Below are 20,947 nucleotides of genomic sequence, written 5' to 3' on the forward strand. Positions count from 1 at the left end.
GCTTAAATGATATCCGTAAATAATGCGATACGACCGGAACAGTGGGGCGCTTAGCGCAGGGGGCGTGATGCATGCAAAGCGGAAGGCACAATCGTGGGCGATAACGGATGATTTCTGGGCACGCGTGGAGCCGCTGATTCCGCAGCGCAGGCGAGTTGCTGACCGCCCGTACCTGCGAAAGGCCGGTGCCGGGCGGCCTGCCAAGTCCGCACGGTTGGTGTTCGAAGCCATCCTGTACGTGTTGCGCACGGGGTGCTCATGGAAGGCCCTGCCAAAAGATCGCTTTGGCAGTGCAAGCTCTGTGCACCAGAGATTTTTGGATTGGGAGCGAGCGGGCGTTTTTGCATCGTTGTGGAGTGCTGGCATGGCCGAATGCGACGCGATGGAAGGCATCGCGTGGCATTGGCAGAGCATCGATGGGGCCATGTTCAAAGAGCCTCTGGCGCAAGAGGTCGTGGACCACGGTCCCGCGGAGCGTAGAGACAACGGGAAGCAAGCGCCGCATTCTGGTGGACGGATTTGGCGTCCCCTAGTCCCTCGTCGTCATCGCGCCCAACGCCCGTGACACGCCCGGCCCCCTGCTGCGCTGCAGTGCATGGCGCAGGAAGCAAAAAACGCGGACTTTAGCGCCGGCTATCGAGGCTGGCCGATGGGTGCCACCAAAATTTGCATGGCTGCCTCCCCGACGCGATGAATCGCGATTACGCGGCCGTCGCGAGGGGGTGGAACCTAGCGACGCGCAGACGCTAATGGAGCGTCGAGATTCAACGCAGTGAGGATAAGCGATTGCGGAAAGCGATCTTGGCAACGGAAAACGTGAGCGTAGCTTGCGCATGCTGGAGCCTCTGGATCCTGCCATCAGCGGCAGGCATTAAGCGCTATCCAAGCGCATAGCTATTTACGGATAACTTATTATTTCGACTTTATAGTGGTATAGTGAATGCCTCTTTAGCCTTCTGAACATGATCTGCCTGAAGTGACATTCGCTGATGGCATCTTTCGTTGGCGAATGATGCGCAGAACGCGCGATGAGGGAGTTGGGCGGGCGCGGGACCGTGGGCACGATATTTCAGCATTCAGAGAGTCATGAAATATTGGGGCCGATGCAAAGTTTGAGAACATGATTGGGAGCCACGGATGATCAACATTTACGCGGGCATGATTGCGATGGTCGGAATTTTTCTGATCATGGGCATTGGTTTTTTCGTCATTTCCCAAAGCACGGCAGACGAAGATGCCGCGAAGGTGACCCACAGTGTCTACCGGGTGCGGAAATATTGGTTTTTCGCGCTCACGCTGATCCTCCTCGTCATTCTTGGTTTCACGATGCCTCGTGCCCCGAATCTCGACCAGTTCAAGGAAACACCGCAGGCGGTCGTGGCGGTCGACGGAAAAATGTGGCAATGGACTCTCACGCCGGTGTCCGGCGCGACCACTGTCGCCGGAATGCTGGTCCTTGGCTTGAACCGGACGATCGAGTTTCGCGTCACGTCCAGTGATGTGAATCACGGCTTTGGCATCTACAACGCTGCCGGCACCATGTTGACACAGGTGCAAGCCATGCCTGGTTACACCAACCGATTGTTATACACGTTTCACACTCCAGGGCTTTACAGCATTTTGTGCTTGGAATATTGCGGCGTGGGCCATCAGGTGATGGTTTCCCAATTCAAGGTCGAGTGAGAGAGATGCCATGAAACGCTCCGATTTGCTGCTCTATGCCATCACCGTGCCCCTTGTGTTCATCGTCTTGCTGCTCGCCGGCATCGCCATGCGGCTGAACCAGGGGGACGTTCTCACCATCGGTGCAACGCGTTTCTATGCCTTGATGACCCTCCACGGCCTGGGCATGGTGGGCACCCTGTCTGTGGGCGCCACCGCCGGGTTGTTCTATCTGCTCAAAGATTATGTCCAGGTGCGGGCGTCCATGGTGCGCGTCCTCTACCTCTGTTACGTGCTCGCGGTCGTGGGCCTGTTGGCGGCCACGCTACTCGGCAATTTCGGCCCGGGGTGGTACATGCTTTATCCGCTGCCCTTCCAGTCCATGGGGGTGTGGACGAGCTGGAGCATCGGCATCGCGATCATTTCATTGATGGTCCTGGACAACGCCCTCCTCTTGTCTCAGTACGCCATGCTCAGTGCGATCGTGAAGCGGTATGGATTCGCCAATGCCATGGGTTGGCAGTACCTGCGTGGAACTCCCACCGTGGAAACGCCACCGCCGATCATCATCGCCATGTGCAGTTACATCCTGCCCGGCATTGCCACGTCTTTTGCCGGCTCCGTCCTCTTGATCATGTACCTGGGGCAATGGATCCAGCCGAGCCTTCATTTCAATCCATTGTTCGCCAAGAACCTTGTCATGCTTTGGGGCCACACCATGGCCAACATCTCCCTGTACGTCGGGGTCGCGTTCGTCTATCAGATCCTGCCGCGTTACACGGGCCGTCCGTGGAAAAGCAATCGCTTCGTCGCGTTGGCCTGGAACGCCGTTTTCTTCTTTGTCCTGCTCGCGTTCCCCCACCATCTGTATCAGGACTTTGCTGAGCCCTTCGCCCTCGCCGTGATCGGGCAGATTGCGTCTTATGCCTCCGCAGTGCCGTCGACCGTTGTCACCGTGATGGGCGTGGTCACCCAGATCTACAAGTCAAACATGAAGTGGAGCTTCGCGCCGTTGGCGGTGGTCATCGGCATCATCGGCTGGATCGCCGGGGGTTTCGCAGCCGTCGTGGACTCCACCATCATGGTGAACAACGTTTTGCACAACACCCTATTTGTTCCGGCCCATTTTCACACCTACTACCTTCTCGGCTTGCTGCCGATGTTGGTCGGCTATTACTACCACGCGCTTGGCTCCAGCTCGGAAAAATGCGGCATGTGGGGACTATCGCTGCTGATCGGGGGAAGCTTCGGCTTTCTCGCCATGTTTTTCATTGCGGGCTCATTGCAGGTACCAAGACGATATTCCGATTACAACGCCATCCCGGCCGAAGCGGTACGCGCCATCGGTCAGAATACAGCGACTCTTGGGGCAATTTTTGCAGTTCTGATTATGGCTGCCATGGGATTATTCCTGGCAACATTCATTCGTCATCGCCGAATAACCAGCGCATCTGCGCCCCGTTAGCAACATCGAATTCACCTCAAAAATCAACTCTTCTAATCATCTCATTCAACACGATGGAAACGACCTACACGAAAGATCCCGGTTTCTGGCGAGCGGGCGCGATTAGCGCCACATCAGTCATGCTCATCATTCTGGCTTTCCTCACCGTCAACAGTCTGGCCGACATTTCAGCCGGTGGCGGGCATGTTCCCCCCTATACGGTGATCAATCACAAAATTTCCTATCAATATGATCCAAACGTCGATCACGACGTTCCGGTGATTGGCAAGGAACAGCTTTTATTTGGGAAACGGTACAACGAGGCGCAGGCAAAGGCCCTGCTCGCGCAAGGAAAGTTGGTCATTCAATCACGCGCGTGCATTGATTGCCATACTTTCTTGGGGAATGGGGCTTATTACGGCCCGGACCTTACAAAATCCTGGCTCGATCCGGCTTGGGAGGCCCAGTGGATGCCCATGACCCAAAGCAGTACGAAGCAGGAGGCGATGGTCAAATTTCTCATGCACCCGGAGCTTTACCCGACCTGGAGCCGCGAAATGCCAAATCTGCAAATCAGTCAAAGCGGCGCCGAGTCAGTCGTTGCCTATCTCAAATGGCTCTCGGCGATCAACACCAATGGATTCCCAGCCAATTTCGGCCATGAACCCCAGCAATGACAGGAATAACCATGTATCTCTCTCAGAAACTGGCCATTAAATATCTTATTGCGGCGTTCACCTTGTTCGGGGTCATGATCGTTGCAGGCCTGCTTACCGCTGCCTATTACATCCAGCCCTCGATGCTGCTCGGCACCCTCAATTTTAACACCGCCAAAATATTGCATATCGACACGCTCGTCGTTTGGAATTTGATGGGGTTCTTCGGTGCCGTCTATTGGTTTTTGCCTGAGGAAGTCGAGCGCGAGGTTGTGGGAATCAAATTCGCCAATCTCATGTTTTATGTCTTCTTGCTGGCGTTTGCGATCGTGGCCGGCGTTTTTATCTTTGTCCAGTATGGCAAGGGCGATGAATTCAGCCTGTGGTTCATCAATCAAGGCCGCAAATACGTGGAAGCCCCTCGCTGGGCTGCCCTGGGAATCCTGGCCATCGTTGCAACGTTCATGTTCAACATCATTGCCACGGCGATCAAGGCGCGAAAAATGACGGGTGTGCTCGGCGTGCTGATCGTCGACCTGATCCCGCTATTCGTGCTTTACCTCGATGCCTTTCCAGCCACAACCAACATGTCCAAAGACATGTACTGGTGGTGGTGGCTCGTGCACCTCTGGGTCGAGGCTACGTGGGAGGTCCTGATTGCCTGCATCATGGCCTGGGCGTTGATGCGCCTGCTGAACACCCCACGCCGGATCGTCGAAACATGGCTCTACGTGACGATCGCCCTCGTGATGGGCTCCGGGATTCTCGGGCTCGGCCATCACTATTACTGGATTGGCACCCCGAAATACTGGTTCGACCTTGGCGGTTTCTTTTCCGCGCTCGAGCCACTGCCCTTGATCGGAATGGTCGTGCACTCGGTCTATGACGCCGGGGTCCACCGTATGGAGTGCAAGAATCGGCCCGCGCTTTATTGGATGTTTGCCGAGGCCTTTGGCAACTTCTTCGGTGCGGGGGTCTTCGGCTTCATGATGACGTTGCCACAAATCAATCTGTTTACCCACGGCACGCAATGGACGGTTTCGCACGGGCACTTCGCGTGGTGGGGAGCTTATGTTTGTGGCCTGATATCGATTTTTTATGTGATCCTTGCGCAAGTGCGCGGGGCGAAGAAGGTGACAGGACCTCTTTGGAAGTGGGCATTTGCGTTGCTGAACATCGGCGTGATCGGGATGGTCGGTGGGCTGCTGATTGCCGGCATGGCGCAAGCGTTCTATGAAAGGGCGCTGGGAGGCTCGACGATGCAGGCATTCATCAACGCGCAGGGCAGTTCCTGGTTTGTCGAGGGCATGTATGTGCGCATGGGGTTCGGCATCATGTTCGCCATTGGCTATCTGCTGCTGATCTACGATCTGGCCATGGTCGGAAAGCGAAAAGACACAGAGTCCAACCCCGACGAAGTCGTGCCCCAGATTTTGGCAGGCGCCAGATCGTGAATGCGCAAGCAGTGCTGTCGACCGCCCTATTGCTCGGCCTTTTTGTAATCTTTGCAGGTTTTTATGCGCTGCTCTATGCGGCTGGGCGCATGCGCGGAAATTCACTGCTCACAGCGGCCGGCTATCTGTGCTATGCCAGCCAGATCTTGACGGTTGTCCTGCTTTGGCTCAGCACCCCACTGGGCCTTCCATGGAAAATATTGATGGGCGCAACAGCGGCGGTCTGCAGCTTCATTCCCAAGCTATCTTGGCGTTATATCCAGTCGCTTCATGAAATTTGAGAGGGATAAAAAATGCGCGTTTTCTTTAACCTCATCTGTACAGCCATCGGGCTTTGGCTCTCGTATGCCGCGGTGCTCGATATTGGCAGCCTGCAGAGTTCGGCTTGGGTGGCTTATGTGGGTGCAGTCATTGTCCTCGGATTGAGTATCTGGACGCGAACACGCGACTTCGCACGCTGGCCTGGGATGACCAACATCGTTGCGGCCATCGTGGCGATTCTCGGCGTCGCACTGTTCCGGATTGGATTTCTAAATGGAACGGTGGCGTTCTGGGCGCTCTTCTTCGCAGGCAACGTCATTTCCGTTCTTGCGTTGTGGGCTGCAATTTATCGTGGTGGAATTCTGACGCAATCGTAGACAGTCGACGTTGAAGGTTGTTCAACGTCGACTATAGATAAGGCCCAATAAAATATGAACTTTCAGCAAGTTTTTTGATCCATTGATGATGGAAAAAGAAAACGCAAGGAAGCAAACACTGGAGCAACTTCACGAGCGGCGCAAGCAAGTCGTGAGGTTGCACAAGCGGGGCGTCAAGATCATGCAGATCGTGGACATGACGGGGCTGAGCTACCCGCCCGTTCGAGCGGCCATTGACTTGTACGAGGCTGGCGGCTGGAGCGCCATCCGACCGACTCGGCGGGGACGCGCCAGAGGCGACGGTCGGGTGCTCAGTCAAGCGCAAGAAGATACGATCCAGCGCATGATCATTGACACGCGTCCCGAGCAACTCAAGATGGACTTCCATCTGTGGAGCCGCGCTGCGGTGATGCAACTCATTGAACAAGAGTTCGACATCAAACTGCAGGTGCGCAGCGTTGGAAAGTACCTCACCCGCTGGGGCTTTACGCCGCAAAAGCCCATCAAGCGAGCCTATGAGCAAAGCCCCGCGGCGGTGCAGGCTTGGCTGGAGGGGGAATACCCCGCCATCGAGCAGCGCGCCAGTAACCGTGTTGAAAGTCAAGCAGTGAAAGGCTGATTTTGAGCGTTCAGATGGTCCCGGGTGATGGCGTTGAGGTGGGTGATCAGCTTGCGCATGCAGGCGATCAAGGCCACCTTCTTGAGCTTGCCCGCGGCCACCAGACGCTTGTAGAAGGCGCGAATGGCGGGGTTGAATCGTGTGGCGGTGAGCGTGGCCATGTACAGGGCACGTCGCACCTCGAAGCGCCCGCCGGTGATGCGTCGTCGGCCTCGGCTGGACCCGGAGTCCTTGGCGTAGGGGGCCACGCCGACCAAGGCACAGATCTGGCGCCGGTTGAGCCGCCCCAGTTCAGGCAGTTCAGCGATCAAGGTTGCGGCAGCGATGCGGCCGATCCCGGCCACGCTTTGCAACAGCTTGGCCATCACGGCATGATGCTGTTCGACATGGCGGACCATTTCGGCATCGACGTCGTCGAGCTGGCGGGCAATCGCCTCGAGCAGGGCATCGATACTCGGGCGCGTCACCGGGCGGGCCAGGCGCAAGCGCTGGCGCTCGGACAACTGCATGGCCACGAGCTGACGCCTGCGGGTGACCAGGGCTGCGAGATCCTGCTGCTCGGGCTCGCTCAGCGGACGCACGAAGCGCTCGCAGTCGGGGCGCTGGGCCAGCACGGCAGCGAACTCGGCCAGGGTGGCCGCATCGATGCGATCGGTCTTGGCCAGGCGCTGCATCGCACGAGCGAAGTCACGCGCCATGCGCGGGTTGATCACCGCCACACGCAGCCCCGCTGCTTGCAACGCGCACGCCAGCGCCGCCTCATAGCCACCGGTGGCCTCCATCAGCACCAGCCCCGGCTGCAGCTTCACCAGGGCGTCGGCCAGGGCGGAATGCCCCTCGGCATCGTTGCTGACATGAGCCAGCTCCGATGGCAAGACTGCTCCCAGGCAAGCCACATCGACATGCGCACTGGCAACGTCGATGCCCACCATCACGGATGATCCAGACATGGTCTTCATATCCCTTGCCTGTGCATGCGAGCAGGCGAAACGCCGCTCAACTAACCGTTCGGGCGTCAGGAAGACCAGCACGGGGTCCGTGCGCAATCGACTCAGCCACGAGCTGGCGAGCACGCTCGCCGACTCCAGGGCGTTTCAGGCTGCACGATCCGGTCCGGTCACCTCAACGGTGATTAGACTGCACCGCGCTGATCTGGTTTAAACATACAAGGGCGGGGAAATTCACTGGGGAGACGAAACCGCGCTGGTCAACACGGACGTGCGCGGCAGAGGCTTTGCCCCTGCGGGCAAAACCCCCGTGGCGATGGCGGTGGGCGGCACGCGCCAGAAGCTCTCGATGATCGCCACGGTGACCAACCAGGGCAAGACCCGCTGGATGATCATCGACGAGGCGTTTGATGCCGACAAGTTGATTGAGTTCTTGCAGGCGTTGATCCAGGATGCGGGCAGGAAGGTGTTCCTGATTCTGGACAACCTGAGGGTGCATCACAGCAAGTTGGTGAAGGCGTGGGTGGCCTTGCATCACGCGCAGATCGAGCTGTTTTACCTGCCCAGTTACAGCCCCCAACTCAACCCTGAGGAGAGGCTCAACGCCGATCTCAAACAGGAAATGGGCAAACGCGTGCCGGTGCGAACCAAGGCCAAGTTACGCGAAGCTGCCAACGACCACATGGCGAGGCTGGAACAAAACCCGCAGCGTGTGATGAGCTACTTCCAGGACCGGCGCGTTCGCTACGCAGCTTAATACTTCACAGGGCCGGAGCAATAGCTAAGGCCGGCCAGAGCACTGCTGAGGGCACCAAGCCGCCAAGGTTCTCCTTTTGCGCGCCGTAGTTTGACGCACGGAAGCTGCGCTTTCGGCAAACTCCCTCGATCGGCGATCTCGCGTCAACCTCTCGCGGGGAGCCAAAGATCTGTTCCGCGCAAGGCGCTTTTTAACGACCCAAGCTCCTTCTCCGGACAGCCTGACTCCAGATGCCGACGCCACGAACAATCGGAGGCACCGCACGATTATAAGTGGTATCATACATACCGATTTGAACTAGACGTCATCGGCCCGTCGGCGAGGCCGACGCTGCTTTGGGTAGAGCCGGTGTCTTCGCCTCGCTCCAGAGGAGTTTCTCGCTATGACCTTCGTTGTCACCGAAAACTGCATCCAGTGCAAATACACCGACTGCGTCGAGGTCTGTCCCGTCGACGCCTTCCGCGAAGGACCGAATTTCCTGGCCATCGACCCCAATGAGTGCATCGACTGCGCGGTCTGCGTCCCCGAGTGCCCGGTCGGCGCGATTTTTGCGGAAGACGACGTCCCGTCCGACCAGACACCGTTCATCCCCCTCAATGCCGAGCTGGCGACTCGCTGGCGGGCCATCACCAAGCGCAAGTCGCCGCCGGCGGACGCTGAGGACTGGAAAGGCAAGCCCGGGAAGCTGCCTTTGCTCGAACGCTGATCGAGCGATGCGAACGTAAGGCCGCAAACCGCAGACGAGCAGACATGGAAGCCGGCAGTTGCTGCGTCTCCATGCCCCTTCCTTGACTATCTGCCGCACGGTGCAGGTGTCTCAGGGCGGGACAGAATTTTTCCGATTTTGTTGTGCAACGGGCCCGTCGACTAGTCGACATAGTTCTGCGGCGGTTAGAGACCATTGAGAAAATTCAGAGGCTGAGCGCGAGGTCGCTATTCATGTAAGGCCTGTTAACACCAACCACGAAGGCCATCGACCACCAGCACGAAGCTGAGGAGGCCGCGGAACATCGCGTCGAGTTTTTCGAACAGAGAGAACATGCGCCGGAACAGGCGCTCGACTTCGTTGCGGCGCTTGTACATCGCTCGGTCGTACTCCCATGGCTCAATGGGCGTCTTCATGGGCGGCGCCACAGGGATGAAGCCAAGTTCAGGGGCCAGTTGGCGCGTCTCAGTGCCTTCATAAGCACGGTCCATCAGCAAGTAAATGGGGCCGCTCGTTGGCCCCGGGTGCCAAGCAATTGCCTACCCGCGGGCGCATCGTGGGCCTGCCCGGGAGACAGGCTAAACGTTATGGCCTCTCGAGCATCCGCAGCAACCAGATGACCTTTGGTATTCCATCCCCGCTGGACTTGCCGATGGATTGCGGTCTGTTTTTATAGAGCGCCATTGCCGTCGGGATGCACCTTGATGCTGGTGCAGTCCAGCGAGGTCGCCTCGATCTTGATGCGCACCGCCTGCTGGCGCTGCAGCTCTTCGAGCACCTTGTCCAGCACGCTCGCCTTGGCCCAGCGCCGCATGCGCATGTACAGCGTGTGCCAGTTGCCTCACCGATTGGGAAGCCCGTGCCACTTGCAGCCCTGTTCGGCCACCTACAGCACGGCACTGGTGATTTGCAGATTGGTCATGCTGACGTTGCCTCGTTGCTTGGGCAAACAATGTTCGACAAGGGCGAATTGCTCGGGGCTGATTTCCATAAGTGGCTGGGTCACTCGTCTGTGCCATCGGGGTAATTCGTGTTAACGCGCCCTAGAGGAACCGCCGGCGCAGCAGTAGAACTGGACGCAGGCACTAGCCCCGTGCAGTTCTTTTCCCTTGAGTTGCTGGCCGTCGCGTGGACGTTGCAATCGCCCCCATTCGGCACGCGGAGTCCGCGCCTTCGGCCAAGGTTCGGCAGCGCGTTGTTTTTGTGATTGAGCGGCACCAAGTCCGGATCAAGTTCCCGGATGATGCGCAGGTCATCGAGCGGATAGACGCTTCGTAGGCGCTCCGTCGTTTTGGCACTGCGACGCAACCCAGCCAGTTGCTGCAGTCGCCATACTTCGCGCAGAATCTCCACACACCCTCCCGGCACGACCGCCGGAAACTAAGAGTGTCATTGACTTCGTCCGTGATGTGATCAATCGCGTCCGGCACCGACAACCCACAGGCATCGACATCGGCGCTGTGGGTGTCCATGCGTGGATTCTCACTCGACTCGGGATCGTATCGATAGATCTCAAATTGGCGGGCATGGCTTCTTCGCGCCAATGTAGGCCACGCCTGACCTCGTCCTAATCGAAACTAAGGGTCCTAAGGGTCAGGGCCGAAATTCCGTTGCAGCGGAAAGTGCCTGACCACAGTATGAGGGGGAACCTAGTCCGCGGTTTGATGCGCACGCTCGCGCTCCTACCTGTCACGTCCACATCCCGCGTGGCACGTTCCCAGAGAGCCAGCGGCGAAAGGAGAGATAGGAAAGTATGAACTTGCGCCGGTACTCCGGCGTGCTCGCAAAGTGAGCGGGGACGAGTACAGCTCGCCGATAGATCGCCAAGGTGCGCGCAACCCACTGTCGCGCTGCCAGCTCACCATCACGCGCCATAAGAAAGGCGATCCTCCCCGCTTCGATGTCGGGCAACCCCGACGAACGAATGCCCTGGGCACCGTCGCCACCTTTGCCACTTCTTTGGCCGGCGTCGTTGGTCGAACAGCAATCGGGACCACAGAAGTGGTAGATGTAATCCGCACCTTCGAAAGTTAAGCAGGCCGTTCGTGCGATCAATTGGTGGCAGCGGTCGCATTCCACCAGATCGCGCTCCGCCGAAGACTCCAGCGGCACGAAGGTTTGTCCAGTATCGGGGGGAAGCATCTCCATCGCCTAGCATGCCCATTTTGGGTAATTTCAATACCACATTGTAGGTGCGTGCGATGATCCGCTCAAGCAGCAGCCATGCTGAAGCGCCTCTGCCCGCGCGGCGGGCGCCGGATTATGCCGTAAGGGTTTCGTGCCGTGACGCGGTTTGAGTTATACGTGTCCGATAAGGGGCAGTTGCAGCGCATGTTCTTCGCTGAGCGCATCTTCGTCGAGATCGAACCGCCGGACTATGGTTATGGTGGCGAGTGCTTCGTGGCCCGCCACAAGCCGGAGGTCGCCAAAAACTTCGATCTCGTCATCGAGGACGACATTCTGTGTTGGGCGCGCAACGCCCAACACACCTGTGCCGAAATCCCGCTCAATGGCATTGACATCATGCGCACCTCGGTTGCCACCGATCGTATGGACGGCCCCGAATGCGTGCGCAGCGACAAGGCGCTGGCCAACGTCGAGCATGCGTTCCGCTCACTCAAAACGGTTGATCTGAAGGTGCGTCCCATCCATTCCAGGCCATTTGCTGCAGCAGTTGGTGGCACCCCGCAAGATCCACGCGGTCTGCCAAGTCTCAGGCAAACGAAGGTTTGTGCTGCGCTGAGATCGCTCAAGAAAACCTGGCGCTACCCGCGAGGCAACGGGTAGCGCCGGATTCCATGACGCGCGGTTTGGGCATCGTCGCTGCATTCACAGGCCGGCGAACGCCATCGCAAGACCCGTAGAGACTTATTCCTCGCCTTTGATCTCCGATATCGAGCGGGGACCGTTGCGAGCGAACCGAGCGTAGACGGCGACGCCGATCACACCCACCATGGCGATGAGCACCTCTGCCGCGAGTGAAAGAAGCTCATAGATCCATCGACAATCAGCACTTCATTTGGGATTGTTCAGGTCCGTAAGCTCTACGCCCACCATTGAGAAGGCTGTTTCTCGGGCACGAACGCGACGTCGCGGTAGAGCTCAAGAATCTCGCGCGGCCCCGCGCAACCCTTGAATACGGTTGCTGCCCACCGCCAAGCGCGCATGGGTGTCAGGCTAACTACTAGGCGCCGACTTGGACATTGCCGCTGCTCAAAAGCGCCCGCACCGGCTATGCTTTGGAGTTGGGAATGCTGCGTTGATCAACGTTACCGCGTTTGAATTGAACCATCATGAGAGTCCGTTCCCTGTTCATTGTCGCGGCCAGCAGTTGCGTGTTGGTGACTGGCGCAGTCGAGTCCGGTGACCTCAGCGCCGCGCTGGGCAGCAAGTAACCCGGGCATCGCATGCGAGGGCGCGGCAAGTACGCTTCCGGGGCTAGCGTTGATCACGCTTGGCGGCCGCTATACCCCTGCGGCGGGCGCAGTGGCATCGCCGCCTGGCTGGCCGAGCGCGGCTCGTTGACATCGCGGTTGCGGGCACACTGCGATGCCTTCAGCCTGCTGCGACTGCATCAGGGCCTGGCGCGGCCGCGACGCGACGAGGCGCCGCTGCTGGCGCAGCCGCTGGGCCGGCGAGCGTGGGCGCGCGAGGTGGTGCTGTTTGCTGACGGTGTGCCTGTGGTGTATGGGCACAGCGTAGCGCGTCGCGATGTGCTGCGCCGCAACTGGCGGCTGCTGGTGGCGCTGGGCAGTCAGCCGGTCGGCGATGCCGTGTTCGCGCGCGCGATGACGCGCCGCGGCGAGATCCGGGTGCGACGCTTGCCGCCGCGCGACGCATTGAGGCGCGCCGCCTGCGCATACGCAGGACTGCCTACGGCGACGCCGTTGTGGGCGCGGCGATCCGCCTTCGTGCATCGTGGCCAGGCGCTTTGGGTGACCGAGGTCTTCCTGCCGGCTGTGGCCGCGCTGCGCGGCCACAGCCGGCCGTTAGCTCGCGCATAGGGCCACCAATCTCGGCCATCGGCACCCCGATTCCGCTTGCACTTGCACTTGCCCGCAAGCGCAGAATGCCCGCGATATGGGTGACGCGCTTTTCGATGCCGATGAGCCCAGCCTCGCTGAGTTGGTGCAGGACGCGCGAGAAGTGCTCTGCGGTGAGATTCAGCCTGGATGCTATTGTGCCCTTGCTACTGGGAAGGCGCAGCGACACCGGGCCGACTTTCAGGATGCGCTCGAGTGTTGTCGCCAACGCGAGATGGAGCAGACAAAGCAGCATGTTCCGCTCGGACCGTTACCAGCCTTGATTGCCATAATCCATTCATCTGGCGGGTTATTCACGGCGGCCGCGTATTCACGGCTTCGCTCAGCAGCGCGGTCAGAGCAACGTCAGCGGCAACATCTTCTGGTGACAAATGTGCCCGACCTGGCCCCCGCCGATGTCGTCGGGCGCTACAAGTCTCTGGCCGACATCGAGCGGGGCTTTCGGGCCCTCAAGTCGGAGATCGAGATCGGCCCGATGTTCCACCGCTTGCCTGAGCGCATTCGCGCCCATGCCGCCATCTGCTTCATGGCCCTGATCCTGTACCGCGTCATGCGCACGCGACTGCAGGCCAGCGCCACCCGCCTGTCCCCCGAGCGCGCCTTGGACAAACTGCGCCGCATTCAACATCACCAAGTCACGCTCGGTGTCGCGCAACCCGCCGCGGGCCTGTCCACGATCCGCCAGGAGCACGCCGACATCTTGTCGGCACTCACTATCAAGAAACCCACACTCAACACTCAACTAACCCTCTTGTAGTGGAGCGATTCGATCCTCACACAAGAGAAATCAATCATTTGCGCCGCGAACTGTTGAACCCGGGCCTACGACGGCCACACCCTGAGCGAGCAACTGGAGCGCGCCACGATCCTGATGCAGGACAGCAGGTCAAAGCCGGCGACCGCGTTCGTTGACCTGAGCTATCGGGGCGTGGATGCTGGCAACCCGGATGTGCATATCGTGCACCGGGGCAAATCCAAACGCATCAGCAGCAAGGACAGAAAACAGCTCAAGCGGCGCCAGGCCATCGAGCCCATCATCGGCCACCTCAAGAGCGATCGCCGCATGGACCGTTGCCCCCTCAAGGGTGAGCAGGGCGACCGGTTGCACGCCGTGCTGTGCGCGGCAGGCTCCAACATCAAATGGCTGCTGCGCATGATCGCCAGGAAGGGGATGCCCTTCGTGCGCCGGGTTTATTTGCGCCTGTGTCAGGCTGCGCACTCACGCCCGCACTGGCATCCGATGCTGCGCGCACTTGCCTGCTTTGCGTTCAACAGCCCAGCGCTGCGACTGGCCGCCCCTTGAAGATGAATAAATCAGGGCCGACACCTTAAAGTTCACGGATAATTCGTGCCGTGTCTATAGGTAGAGAAGCGGTCTGAACTGGTAGAGCGACACCACCCAGATCAAGGCCGATAGCCCGGCGATCTCGGCGAGATCAGCGGCCTGCAGGGATCACCTTTGCGATGCGAAGGACCACAGCAAAAGCGTGCACCTCAGGATTTCTGCGATCGCTAGAAACATGAGAACTTCCCACAGGGCTCCCTGAACGGAGGTGCCTTCGCTCCCTCGGCCCTTGGCGTACCTACTTTAGGTGACTTGACCCAACGCGGCGCGAATCAAGATTGACAATGTCATGACGTAGGAGGCGGCATCAAGCGCCTGAAGCATCCCCCCGGAGTGCCCGCGCTGATTGCCGTCACCCGCACCCAATGCTCCCGCCGCGGGGGCTGGTTTGGCGCGTGCAAAGCTGCGCGGCGCCGCATTGGTCACCGTTACTCCGTCCATTTGAAGTGCCTTCAACCACGCGTTGCGCTGGATGATCGCGCTGTCGGCGCCACGAGCGTTGGGCGTGTGATGCCACTGCAGCGCATCAAGCAGCAAGGGAGCGCCCAAAGAATGCAAACGGCCTACCGCGCTCAGCCATAGCTGAGCTTCTTCGATGTCGGTGAAGACGATTGCGTGGTCGTCTGTGTCATGCCTTGCCCAGTGCACGGTCAGCACCCTCTCGACCGCCACCGGCTCCTCACTGTGCCATGCGCGCCAGGCAGCCAGGAATGACTGCGCATCGCGCTCCAACGCCCTGGGTTTAAGCAGTCGATGTTTTCGAGGCCGATCCAGCGCCAGGGCCCCGACGCGGATCGTCCCGTCGACGTAGCCCGATGTCGCCCGCCTCGCAGGGCTCGGGCCGCGCAAGGATGACCAGCGTCGAGTTTGCTCTGCGATGGCCCGACACACGGTCGGTCCGGCAAAGCGAAGGGCCTCGGGCGCTTTCGGATTATTCCGCAACGCGTGGATCAGGCGCAGTGCCTCGACAATGTTGCCCAAGCGCTTGGACGCTGCGTTCTCCGCCGCCACCGCTGACCGGCGGCCAGCCTTCTGGAGTGACTCGACTGGCCACGGACACGACAGCGGGAAACGCTGCGAGAGCTTGGGCACGAGGCGCGCGATCAACACCGACGCGAGCGTTTGAGGTGTAGCGCTGCCTGCGGCGGATTTTAGGCTGTGGCGCAGCACATCAATGCTGGACGGCCTAGTCTTCCCCAGCCAGGCCAGCGTCATTGAGGGGATACGCAGAGCCATGGCTTCCCGGCGTGTTGCATGGCCGAGCAACATGTCCAGAACGTGCACATAGCTGCCGAGCGTGGTTTGGGGTGTGACATGCCCCAGAAGGGCACTGGTCGCCCAAACCAGCGGTCTCAGCGATTGCCCGGCTCCGACAAGAGCGCGGTGACGCAAAGATGCGATGTCTCGACTCAGCCCTTCTGGGTCGAGCAGATGCGATGCCCCAGGGACAGCCGCCTCGATCAAGTCACAAAGCGTGCGGTTCGCGGCGCTGTGCCGGAGGTGATGAAATCGAATCGCGCCTTCTCCGCATATCTGTCGCAACACATCCTGGACCGGACCAAGCAACGACTCTTCGGGCAGGCGTGCCGCCGGATCGCTGGCCTGAGGAAGCAGCAGGACCAGGTCGCGCGCAATGGGCGAGGCTTGCGCCATGCGCTCGCTGGCGTCGGCTTGCGCGTACAGCAGCCCGAGCTCATCCTCGGTACAAAGGCTTTTGAGCTGCAGCACGCGACGGCCGCTATCGCGTTTGAGCGCGCGTCCCGCATGGCTGCGCACGAATAGCAAAGGCTCCACGCGACCCTGAAAGTCGATCAGGCGCAGGCCTCGAATTTCCGTGCGCCGCAGCCCGCATCGGTAGCCGAGGATTGCGGCGACTTCACATTCGCGGGATACAGCCTGCGCTCGCAACTCCTGCATCACATCTTGAAACTCCCGTTCGGTCACAACTTGGGCATCGACAACGCTACCCTCATCCCTGCCGAGGTCAGCCTCGGGATGCTCCCAGCACCGCACGCTGCGCACATGGGCGTCGAGCATAGCCAGCGCGGTGCGGATGTTGCCGCGGCTGCTCTGCGGTGCACACTGAATGATGGCCTCGATCGAATCGTTCCAGATCGATGGATCGTCGGGAAGAGTCGAGCCCAGCACGGCGTCAAGCCTACGGTCAACTCGGGTAAGCAACTCGCGCGCGGAACTCAGGCGATTGCCTGTTCGACCACTCGGGCGCATCAGCGCAATCATCCAGTCGCACAGGATCCAGTCGAGTTTTCGGGAGTCGCTTAATTGTTTCCGATAGCGCCTCAGAGCGGCGAGGACAACGCCCGCACGCCGGTTGTCGCCAAGCATCAGTGCGCGGACTTCGCCGTTGCGTCCGGCCGGCTGCGCGCGAGCACCTTGGCCTGGGGCCCGTCCTCGTTTGCCCTTGCCATCTGCGACGAAGCTGGCGGGCGATTCTTCGCCATCCTCGGCACGTTCGGCTGGTTGCGGTGCGAGCCTCTTTCCAAGAAGCACCCGCCAGCACGCATGTGGAGGCAGTGATGCGGTACTGATCTTCCCATGCGCGTAGTGCGCCAGAGCCGGCGGCAAGACGTAGTGCCATTTGGCCTGCGCCGCGCCTAGGAAGTCCGACCAACAGCGCACGCCAAACGCCTCACTGCCGAGCCTCGCTCTCAGGGTGCGCCAGACCCTGAGCGACAACCTAAGCGAGGGAGACTCTCGATCTTTTGGCGTTGCCTCCACAGAGTTGTCGGGCCCGCTGACGCGATCGTCCAACCAACGCAAGATCAAAAGGGTCGTGTATGGATCGAACACATGGCGCTGCCAGTTGCCTGGTGCGTCCTGCCATTCCACCCAGGCCCACTGCCCGTCAGCAGTGACACGCACGGACCCCGCACGCAACTGTTCGTCGACAGCGTTGATGCGCTTTCGATCAATCAGCGCCGAATGCCAGATCGCACTAATAATGATCATCTCCTGCGTCGCCGGGGCCGCAGACTGCGCGCATTGGCCCCAGGACGCGAGGATGGCCTGCTCAATGTCAGTTGACTTTGTCAGCCCGACGAAGGTGTCTGCGTTGAGCTGAGGCGACGGCAATCGCAACGTGAGAACGTGCGGGGGCACCTTCACATGCCAGCCGCACTGCAGCCGCCCACGTTCGAGGCCTCGGACAAGATAGTTCGTCGCCCATCGCCTATCTGACCCCCTATAGACCAGGTCAATCTTCGCGCGCAGCGCCTTGACATGTTGCGCGTCTACGGTAAGGCCCATCTGCCCCTCGAGCCAGGAACGATGTCCCCCATCTTCGATCCATGCACGCACCGTGCTTTGCACGTCAACGCGCCGGGTTTCGCTGGCCTCTCGCCGGCGCCGAATGTCTGAGGCTGCCCCTGAAACAGCAATGGGATCGATGTCGAAACCACCCCAAGCGGACCCTGTCATGCCCAGCCTCTTAGCGCGCTGAAACCCGCCTCGCACACGAGTTTTTCCAACGTTGGGCGCAAGGTCTCGGTCACCACCCGCGCAGGCAGAGCGCTATACCGTCCCCACGGCTCAGCGCCTCGCTGCCAGTGCCCCATGAAAGCTTCGATCATCTCGCCTGGCACGCCCTCCTGTGCGAGGCGCGTCCGCAGCCAGTGGCGACTTGAATTCAGCGGCAGACCGTAGCCCGTTAGAAGCTTGAATTGCTGCCGCATCTCCGCAGTGGGGCGCTCGATCACCTGGACATGCGAGCCCTTGCGCAAAAGGTAGAACAACACCGGAGGCAGGCTATCGCATGAGTGTGAGAGCAACTTCGCCCAAGTCGCGCGCCAGTGCTTCGCGTAAAGCTGGAGCTGCCGGGAAAGGGTGGGGCAAAGCGGCGCGATTCGTGTGGCCGTGCTGGCCACATCATCCTTGTCGCTCAGCAGCACGACCATGTTCTTCGTGTCGATGCGCTCCCAATTGGGCAACGGTTGTCCCACGTCACGCATCCCAAGGGCAAAACGAAGCATCGCATGCACATACTGCGTGTAGGCGTTGTGCAATTTCAAGCGGGCATCGCTGGCCATCGGCATGCCCCGTTGCAAATCCAGTTCCTTCCGCAGTGACCGAACCATGCGATGGATCACTTCGAGTCGGGGCACAACCCGTGCACCAACGACTGTGGTCACCGCTTTACCGATCTGCGCCCGGATTTCTCTGTCCTCGGCGATGGCATAGGGAATGGGGAGCGCCGCCCGACTCAATTCGGCCAACCTCTGCCGCTGTTCAGCGCGAAGCCATTGCGCGGCCTCGTCTGCACTGACGCAGAGGTAATGCAAACCGGTGTCGGCAAGTTGATGCGGCCTCCCCGTCAACAAACTGGCGAGTGCATGGTCGCGACGGTGCTCAACGATGCATCTGAACATCCACGTCTCGACCATCGCCAAGGTGAGGCGACCGTGCTCCTGCTTTGCGTGCTCGCGTACCCAACTCCGCGCTGCTTCGATCAAGGTCTTCGTCGGCGTGGCGAACGCCATGGCCGCTCGAACCCGCTCAGACGAAGCCAGCGAAGCCGCATTGGGCAAGACGACGAGAAAGTCACCGAGGAGCTCATCCACATCGAGCGTGATACGGTCAACGGTTGGCAAGGCCTGGCCAAGGTCGATGCCGCGATGCTTGGGTTGGCCGACTGGACGCAGCACCGAGGCGGCCAGATCGCGGGTATCGATGGCCCACATCAACAGGCCTGCCGACCACTGCTCGGGCGCCTTTTCACGCCGGTTGATGATCTGCATCCTTGCGACCTCCTGAACCGGCCTGCCCGTCCACAATGTCACGGCCAGCAGTGCTCTGATTTCCCGTTCCTGATCGTCAGGGCTTGCTGTCGGCCGAAGCTTCAGAGTCGCCCACAGCGCTGCGATCTCAACGTCAGCCGGGCGTATCCAGTCGCAGGCGAGCAGCTGGGCGGCCCGTTCGCGCCGCCCAATCAGACTCCGGGCTCGAATGACCTGCTCCGCGAGACTCCGCTCCAATGGCTCTAACTCGATCCCTGCAGGGCTCGCCTCGGCATCCCAGTCCTCCCCATACTCAGTCCACTCGATGTACTCCTCCGCCGTGTCGAACTCACCCGGGGTCAGCCCATCCCGTTCGAGATCGTCCTTGGTGCTGGTGTGGAGGCGGAGCTCCCGCTGCACGTCAATGCGATCCGTCGGCAGCGCCTGCTGCAGCTCGATGACGACGACGTGGTCTTCGGGCGCGCCATTGGGAGGCCGCTCGGCGATCAGGCCGCGAGCTCTTAGAACTGGCTCGACCAGGCGTCGCAGTTCTGCATGGCGTACACCCTCGTCCGCGACACTGCGGTACTGTGCTTCGCTCCCGCGAATGCCGTCAATCAGGCCAGATAACGACATGCTCCACGATTCGGGGATCGCTGCACTTTCGAGCATTTGCCGTGCAGCCTTGGCTCCGGCATACAGGGGAGTCGCGCCATCGTCAGCCCCGTGCTGCATGACACTGCGCACCTTCGCAAACAAGACAATGGCAGCCAGGGCGGGCCGCATGGTCTTGGCTTTGGCATCGCGTGCTTCAAAATGCCGCCATGTCCCGATCAGGGTATACAAGGGATACCCTGACATCACCCCGCGGAACGGTTGCTTGGGGCGCCGAGGCGATGGACGGACTTCAGCCAGTTCCAGCTCTGCTGGGAGGTTGCGAAGGACAGGGGCAATTTCTTCGAGGCCACTTCTCAGCGCATCGAATTTCGCGTTGTCAACAACGTCGAACAAGTCCGGCTTGTCCGCTGCAAGATCGCGCATGACTGGCAACAGATCGCGCAGGCCCTCGAGGACCAGTGGCAACGCTTGTGCCGATGCGGGCGGCTCAATCCATTCCAGCAATGCATTGACGTCCGCATCGTGGCCACACAACCGGGACAACCGCTCGATCGCGCCCGTGGCTCGGCTCGCGGGTTCTGTCTCAGGCGTCTGCACCATCGTCGCTGCTGTCTACATCGCTGCGCTGTTTCCGTAGGCCCTGGGTCGTCACACCCAATACGCGGGCCAATGCCGTAAAAGTCCGCAGCTGCGGTGTGAGTTCGTCGATAAGGCCCAGTGTCTTTGCTTGCCCATGAAGAGCGGTCAATTCACGGCCGATCCTCCGCTTGGGTGCAACACTGGCGGCCAAGAGCCATCGCTCGGCGAGGGCCAACCGAGCGATGTCATCGTCGTCGAGTTTGCTGGATATGACGAGCGCCGGAACTTCTTCGATGAGCGGTTCGAGCACGGAACGGGCGGCGCGTGATCGATCGTTGCCCGCGTTGGGTGTAGAGACCTGCTGGGTGGCGACGCACTCTTGATCACTGAGGCGGCTGGACTCGATCGACTCAAGCCGCGTCCTGGCCGCATGCCACGGCTGAAGGGCTTGCCACGTGTTCAACCCGCCAATGACAACGAAGCCCTTGCTCACCCTCTTTCCGGCCTGCTGCAAGATCAGGGGACGCAGATGCAATAGAAGGCTGATTCCATCTGTGGTCAATGCCAGCACATCATCCTCTGTGCCAGGATAGCCGGCGGCCACGTCGTTTGGAATCGCCTGGTGGAGACCCCGAATTGCGCTGAGTCTGACGATCTCCCATCGAAAGCGACGCGCGCCGAGTTTGATCGCACTGCCTCTTTCGTGGCTTTGCGGTTGCATGACTAGGAGCCGAGAGTGAATGTCA

16 protein-coding genes and 6 pseudogenes are annotated in these 20,947 nt (G+C 60.2%); 14 read left to right on the forward strand and 8 right to left on the reverse strand.

Annotated features, from left to right (window positions below; genetic code table 11):
* Window positions 1–67: 67 nt before the first annotated feature.
* The 8 genes and pseudogenes from CD04_RS0112900 to CD04_RS0112935 form a co-directional block, all read left to right on the forward strand.
* Window positions 68–530: pseudogene (locus CD04_RS0112900) on the forward strand (IS5 family transposase); the annotation flags it as partial.
* 628 nt (window positions 531–1,158) lie between these two features.
* Entirely contained in the window at window positions 1,159–1,683 is a 525-nt protein-coding gene (locus CD04_RS0112905; RefSeq protein WP_197033098.1) for a hypothetical protein, read from the forward strand.
* Window positions 1,684–1,693: 10 nt separating this feature from the next.
* Window positions 1,694–3,127, forward strand: a complete 1,434-nt coding sequence (locus CD04_RS0112910; RefSeq protein WP_031407388.1) for a cbb3-type cytochrome c oxidase subunit I — start codon at window positions 1,694–1,696, stop codon at window positions 3,125–3,127.
* Window positions 3,128–3,180: 53 nt separating this feature from the next.
* On the forward strand, window positions 3,181–3,783 hold the full coding sequence (locus CD04_RS0112915; protein WP_038167794.1) for a c-type cytochrome: 603 nt from the start codon (window positions 3,181–3,183) through the stop codon (window positions 3,781–3,783).
* An 11-nt stretch (window positions 3,784–3,794) separates the two neighbouring features.
* Window positions 3,795–5,216: a cbb3-type cytochrome c oxidase subunit I gene (locus tag CD04_RS0112920; protein WP_197033099.1), complete on the forward strand. Its 1,422-nt coding sequence runs from the start codon at window positions 3,795–3,797 to the stop codon at window positions 5,214–5,216.
* Window positions 5,213–5,497, forward strand: coding sequence for a hypothetical protein (locus tag CD04_RS0112925; protein WP_031407394.1), 285 nt, complete (start codon window positions 5,213–5,215; stop codon window positions 5,495–5,497). Before CD04_RS0112920 ends, CD04_RS0112925 begins: the two co-directional genes overlap by 4 nt.
* 12 nt (window positions 5,498–5,509) lie before the next feature.
* The gene (locus CD04_RS0112930) at window positions 5,510–5,854 is read left to right on the forward strand and encodes a hypothetical protein (RefSeq protein ID WP_031407395.1); all 345 of its coding nucleotides are present in this window, start codon (window positions 5,510–5,512) and stop codon (window positions 5,852–5,854) included.
* An 88-nt stretch (window positions 5,855–5,942) separates the two neighbouring features.
* Window positions 5,943–6,437 (forward strand): annotated as a pseudogene (locus CD04_RS0112935) (winged helix-turn-helix domain-containing protein); the annotation flags it as partial.
* A gap of 17 nt (window positions 6,438–6,454) precedes the next feature.
* On the opposite strand, the gene CD04_RS0112940 reads toward CD04_RS0112935, so the two are convergent.
* The gene (locus CD04_RS0112940; protein WP_369792830.1) at window positions 6,455–7,405 is read right to left on the reverse strand and encodes an IS110 family transposase; all 951 of its coding nucleotides are present in this window, start codon (window positions 7,403–7,405) and stop codon (window positions 6,455–6,457) included.
* Between the two features lie 235 nt (window positions 7,406–7,640).
* Between CD04_RS0112940 and CD04_RS0112945 the strand changes: the two are divergent.
* Together CD04_RS0112945 and fdxA are read left to right on the forward strand one after the other, a co-directional pair.
* Window positions 7,641–8,177: pseudogene (locus CD04_RS0112945) on the forward strand (IS630 family transposase); the annotation flags it as partial.
* Between the two features lie 382 nt (window positions 8,178–8,559).
* Window positions 8,560–8,883, forward strand: a complete 324-nt coding sequence (gene fdxA, locus CD04_RS0112950) for a ferredoxin FdxA (RefSeq protein ID WP_031407403.1) — start codon at window positions 8,560–8,562, stop codon at window positions 8,881–8,883.
* Window positions 8,884–9,128: 245 nt separating this feature from the next.
* Here fdxA and CD04_RS23780 read toward each other — a convergent pair.
* From CD04_RS23780 to CD04_RS24685, 3 genes and pseudogenes are all read right to left on the reverse strand, one after another.
* A pseudogene (locus CD04_RS23780) lies at window positions 9,129–9,874 on the reverse strand (IS5 family transposase).
* Window positions 9,875–9,968: 94 nt separating this feature from the next.
* Complete coding sequence (locus CD04_RS25275) at window positions 9,969–10,427, reverse strand: 2Fe-2S iron-sulfur cluster-binding protein (protein WP_197033100.1); 459 nt, start codon at window positions 10,425–10,427, stop codon at window positions 9,969–9,971.
* Between the two features lie 145 nt (window positions 10,428–10,572).
* Window positions 10,573–11,025: a hypothetical protein gene (locus CD04_RS24685; protein ID WP_231480578.1), complete on the reverse strand. Its 453-nt coding sequence runs from the start codon at window positions 11,023–11,025 to the stop codon at window positions 10,573–10,575.
* A 162-nt stretch (window positions 11,026–11,187) separates the two neighbouring features.
* Here CD04_RS24685 and CD04_RS0112975 point away from each other — a divergent pair, with 162 nt between their 5' ends.
* Both CD04_RS0112975 and CD04_RS24690 read left to right on the forward strand, forming a co-directional pair.
* Entirely contained in the window at window positions 11,188–11,670 is a 483-nt protein-coding gene (locus CD04_RS0112975; protein ID WP_156030264.1) for a hypothetical protein, read from the forward strand.
* A gap of 620 nt (window positions 11,671–12,290) precedes the next feature.
* On the forward strand, window positions 12,291–12,887 hold the full coding sequence (locus tag CD04_RS24690; protein WP_051849163.1) for a chorismate lyase: 597 nt from the start codon (window positions 12,291–12,293) through the stop codon (window positions 12,885–12,887).
* Window positions 12,888–12,978: 91 nt separating this feature from the next.
* Here the strand turns inward: CD04_RS24690 and CD04_RS24695 are convergent.
* A pseudogene (locus CD04_RS24695) lies at window positions 12,979–13,161 on the reverse strand (helix-turn-helix domain-containing protein); the annotation flags it as partial.
* Between the two features lie 99 nt (window positions 13,162–13,260).
* Between CD04_RS24695 and CD04_RS23255 the strand changes: the two are divergent.
* Window positions 13,261–13,683 (forward strand): annotated as a pseudogene (locus tag CD04_RS23255) (IS1634 family transposase); the annotation flags it as partial.
* A gap of 114 nt (window positions 13,684–13,797) precedes the next feature.
* Complete coding sequence (locus CD04_RS21895) at window positions 13,798–14,229, forward strand: transposase (protein WP_051849164.1); 432 nt, start codon at window positions 13,798–13,800, stop codon at window positions 14,227–14,229.
* 285 nt (window positions 14,230–14,514) lie between these two features.
* Here CD04_RS21895 and CD04_RS0113000 read toward each other — a convergent pair whose 3' ends face one another.
* From CD04_RS0113000 to CD04_RS0113010, 3 genes are read right to left on the reverse strand one after another with little or no spacing between them, the layout of a single operon-like run.
* Complete coding sequence (locus CD04_RS0113000; protein WP_051849165.1) at window positions 14,515–17,709, reverse strand: hypothetical protein; 3,195 nt, start codon at window positions 17,707–17,709, stop codon at window positions 14,515–14,517.
* Window positions 17,706–20,222, reverse strand: a complete 2,517-nt coding sequence (locus tag CD04_RS0113005; RefSeq protein ID WP_051849166.1) for a site-specific integrase — start codon at window positions 20,220–20,222, stop codon at window positions 17,706–17,708. Before CD04_RS0113005 ends, CD04_RS0113000 begins: the two co-directional genes overlap by 4 nt.
* The gene (locus tag CD04_RS0113010) at window positions 20,206–20,922 is read right to left on the reverse strand and encodes a hypothetical protein (RefSeq protein ID WP_031407414.1); all 717 of its coding nucleotides are present in this window, start codon (window positions 20,920–20,922) and stop codon (window positions 20,206–20,208) included. Before CD04_RS0113010 ends, CD04_RS0113005 begins: the two co-directional genes overlap by 17 nt.
* Between the last annotated feature and the right edge of the window lie 25 nt (window positions 20,923–20,947).

Source organism: Thiomonas sp. FB-Cd, from assembly GCF_000733775.1.
Lineage (GTDB): Bacteria > Pseudomonadota > Gammaproteobacteria > Burkholderiales > Burkholderiaceae_C > Thiomonas_A.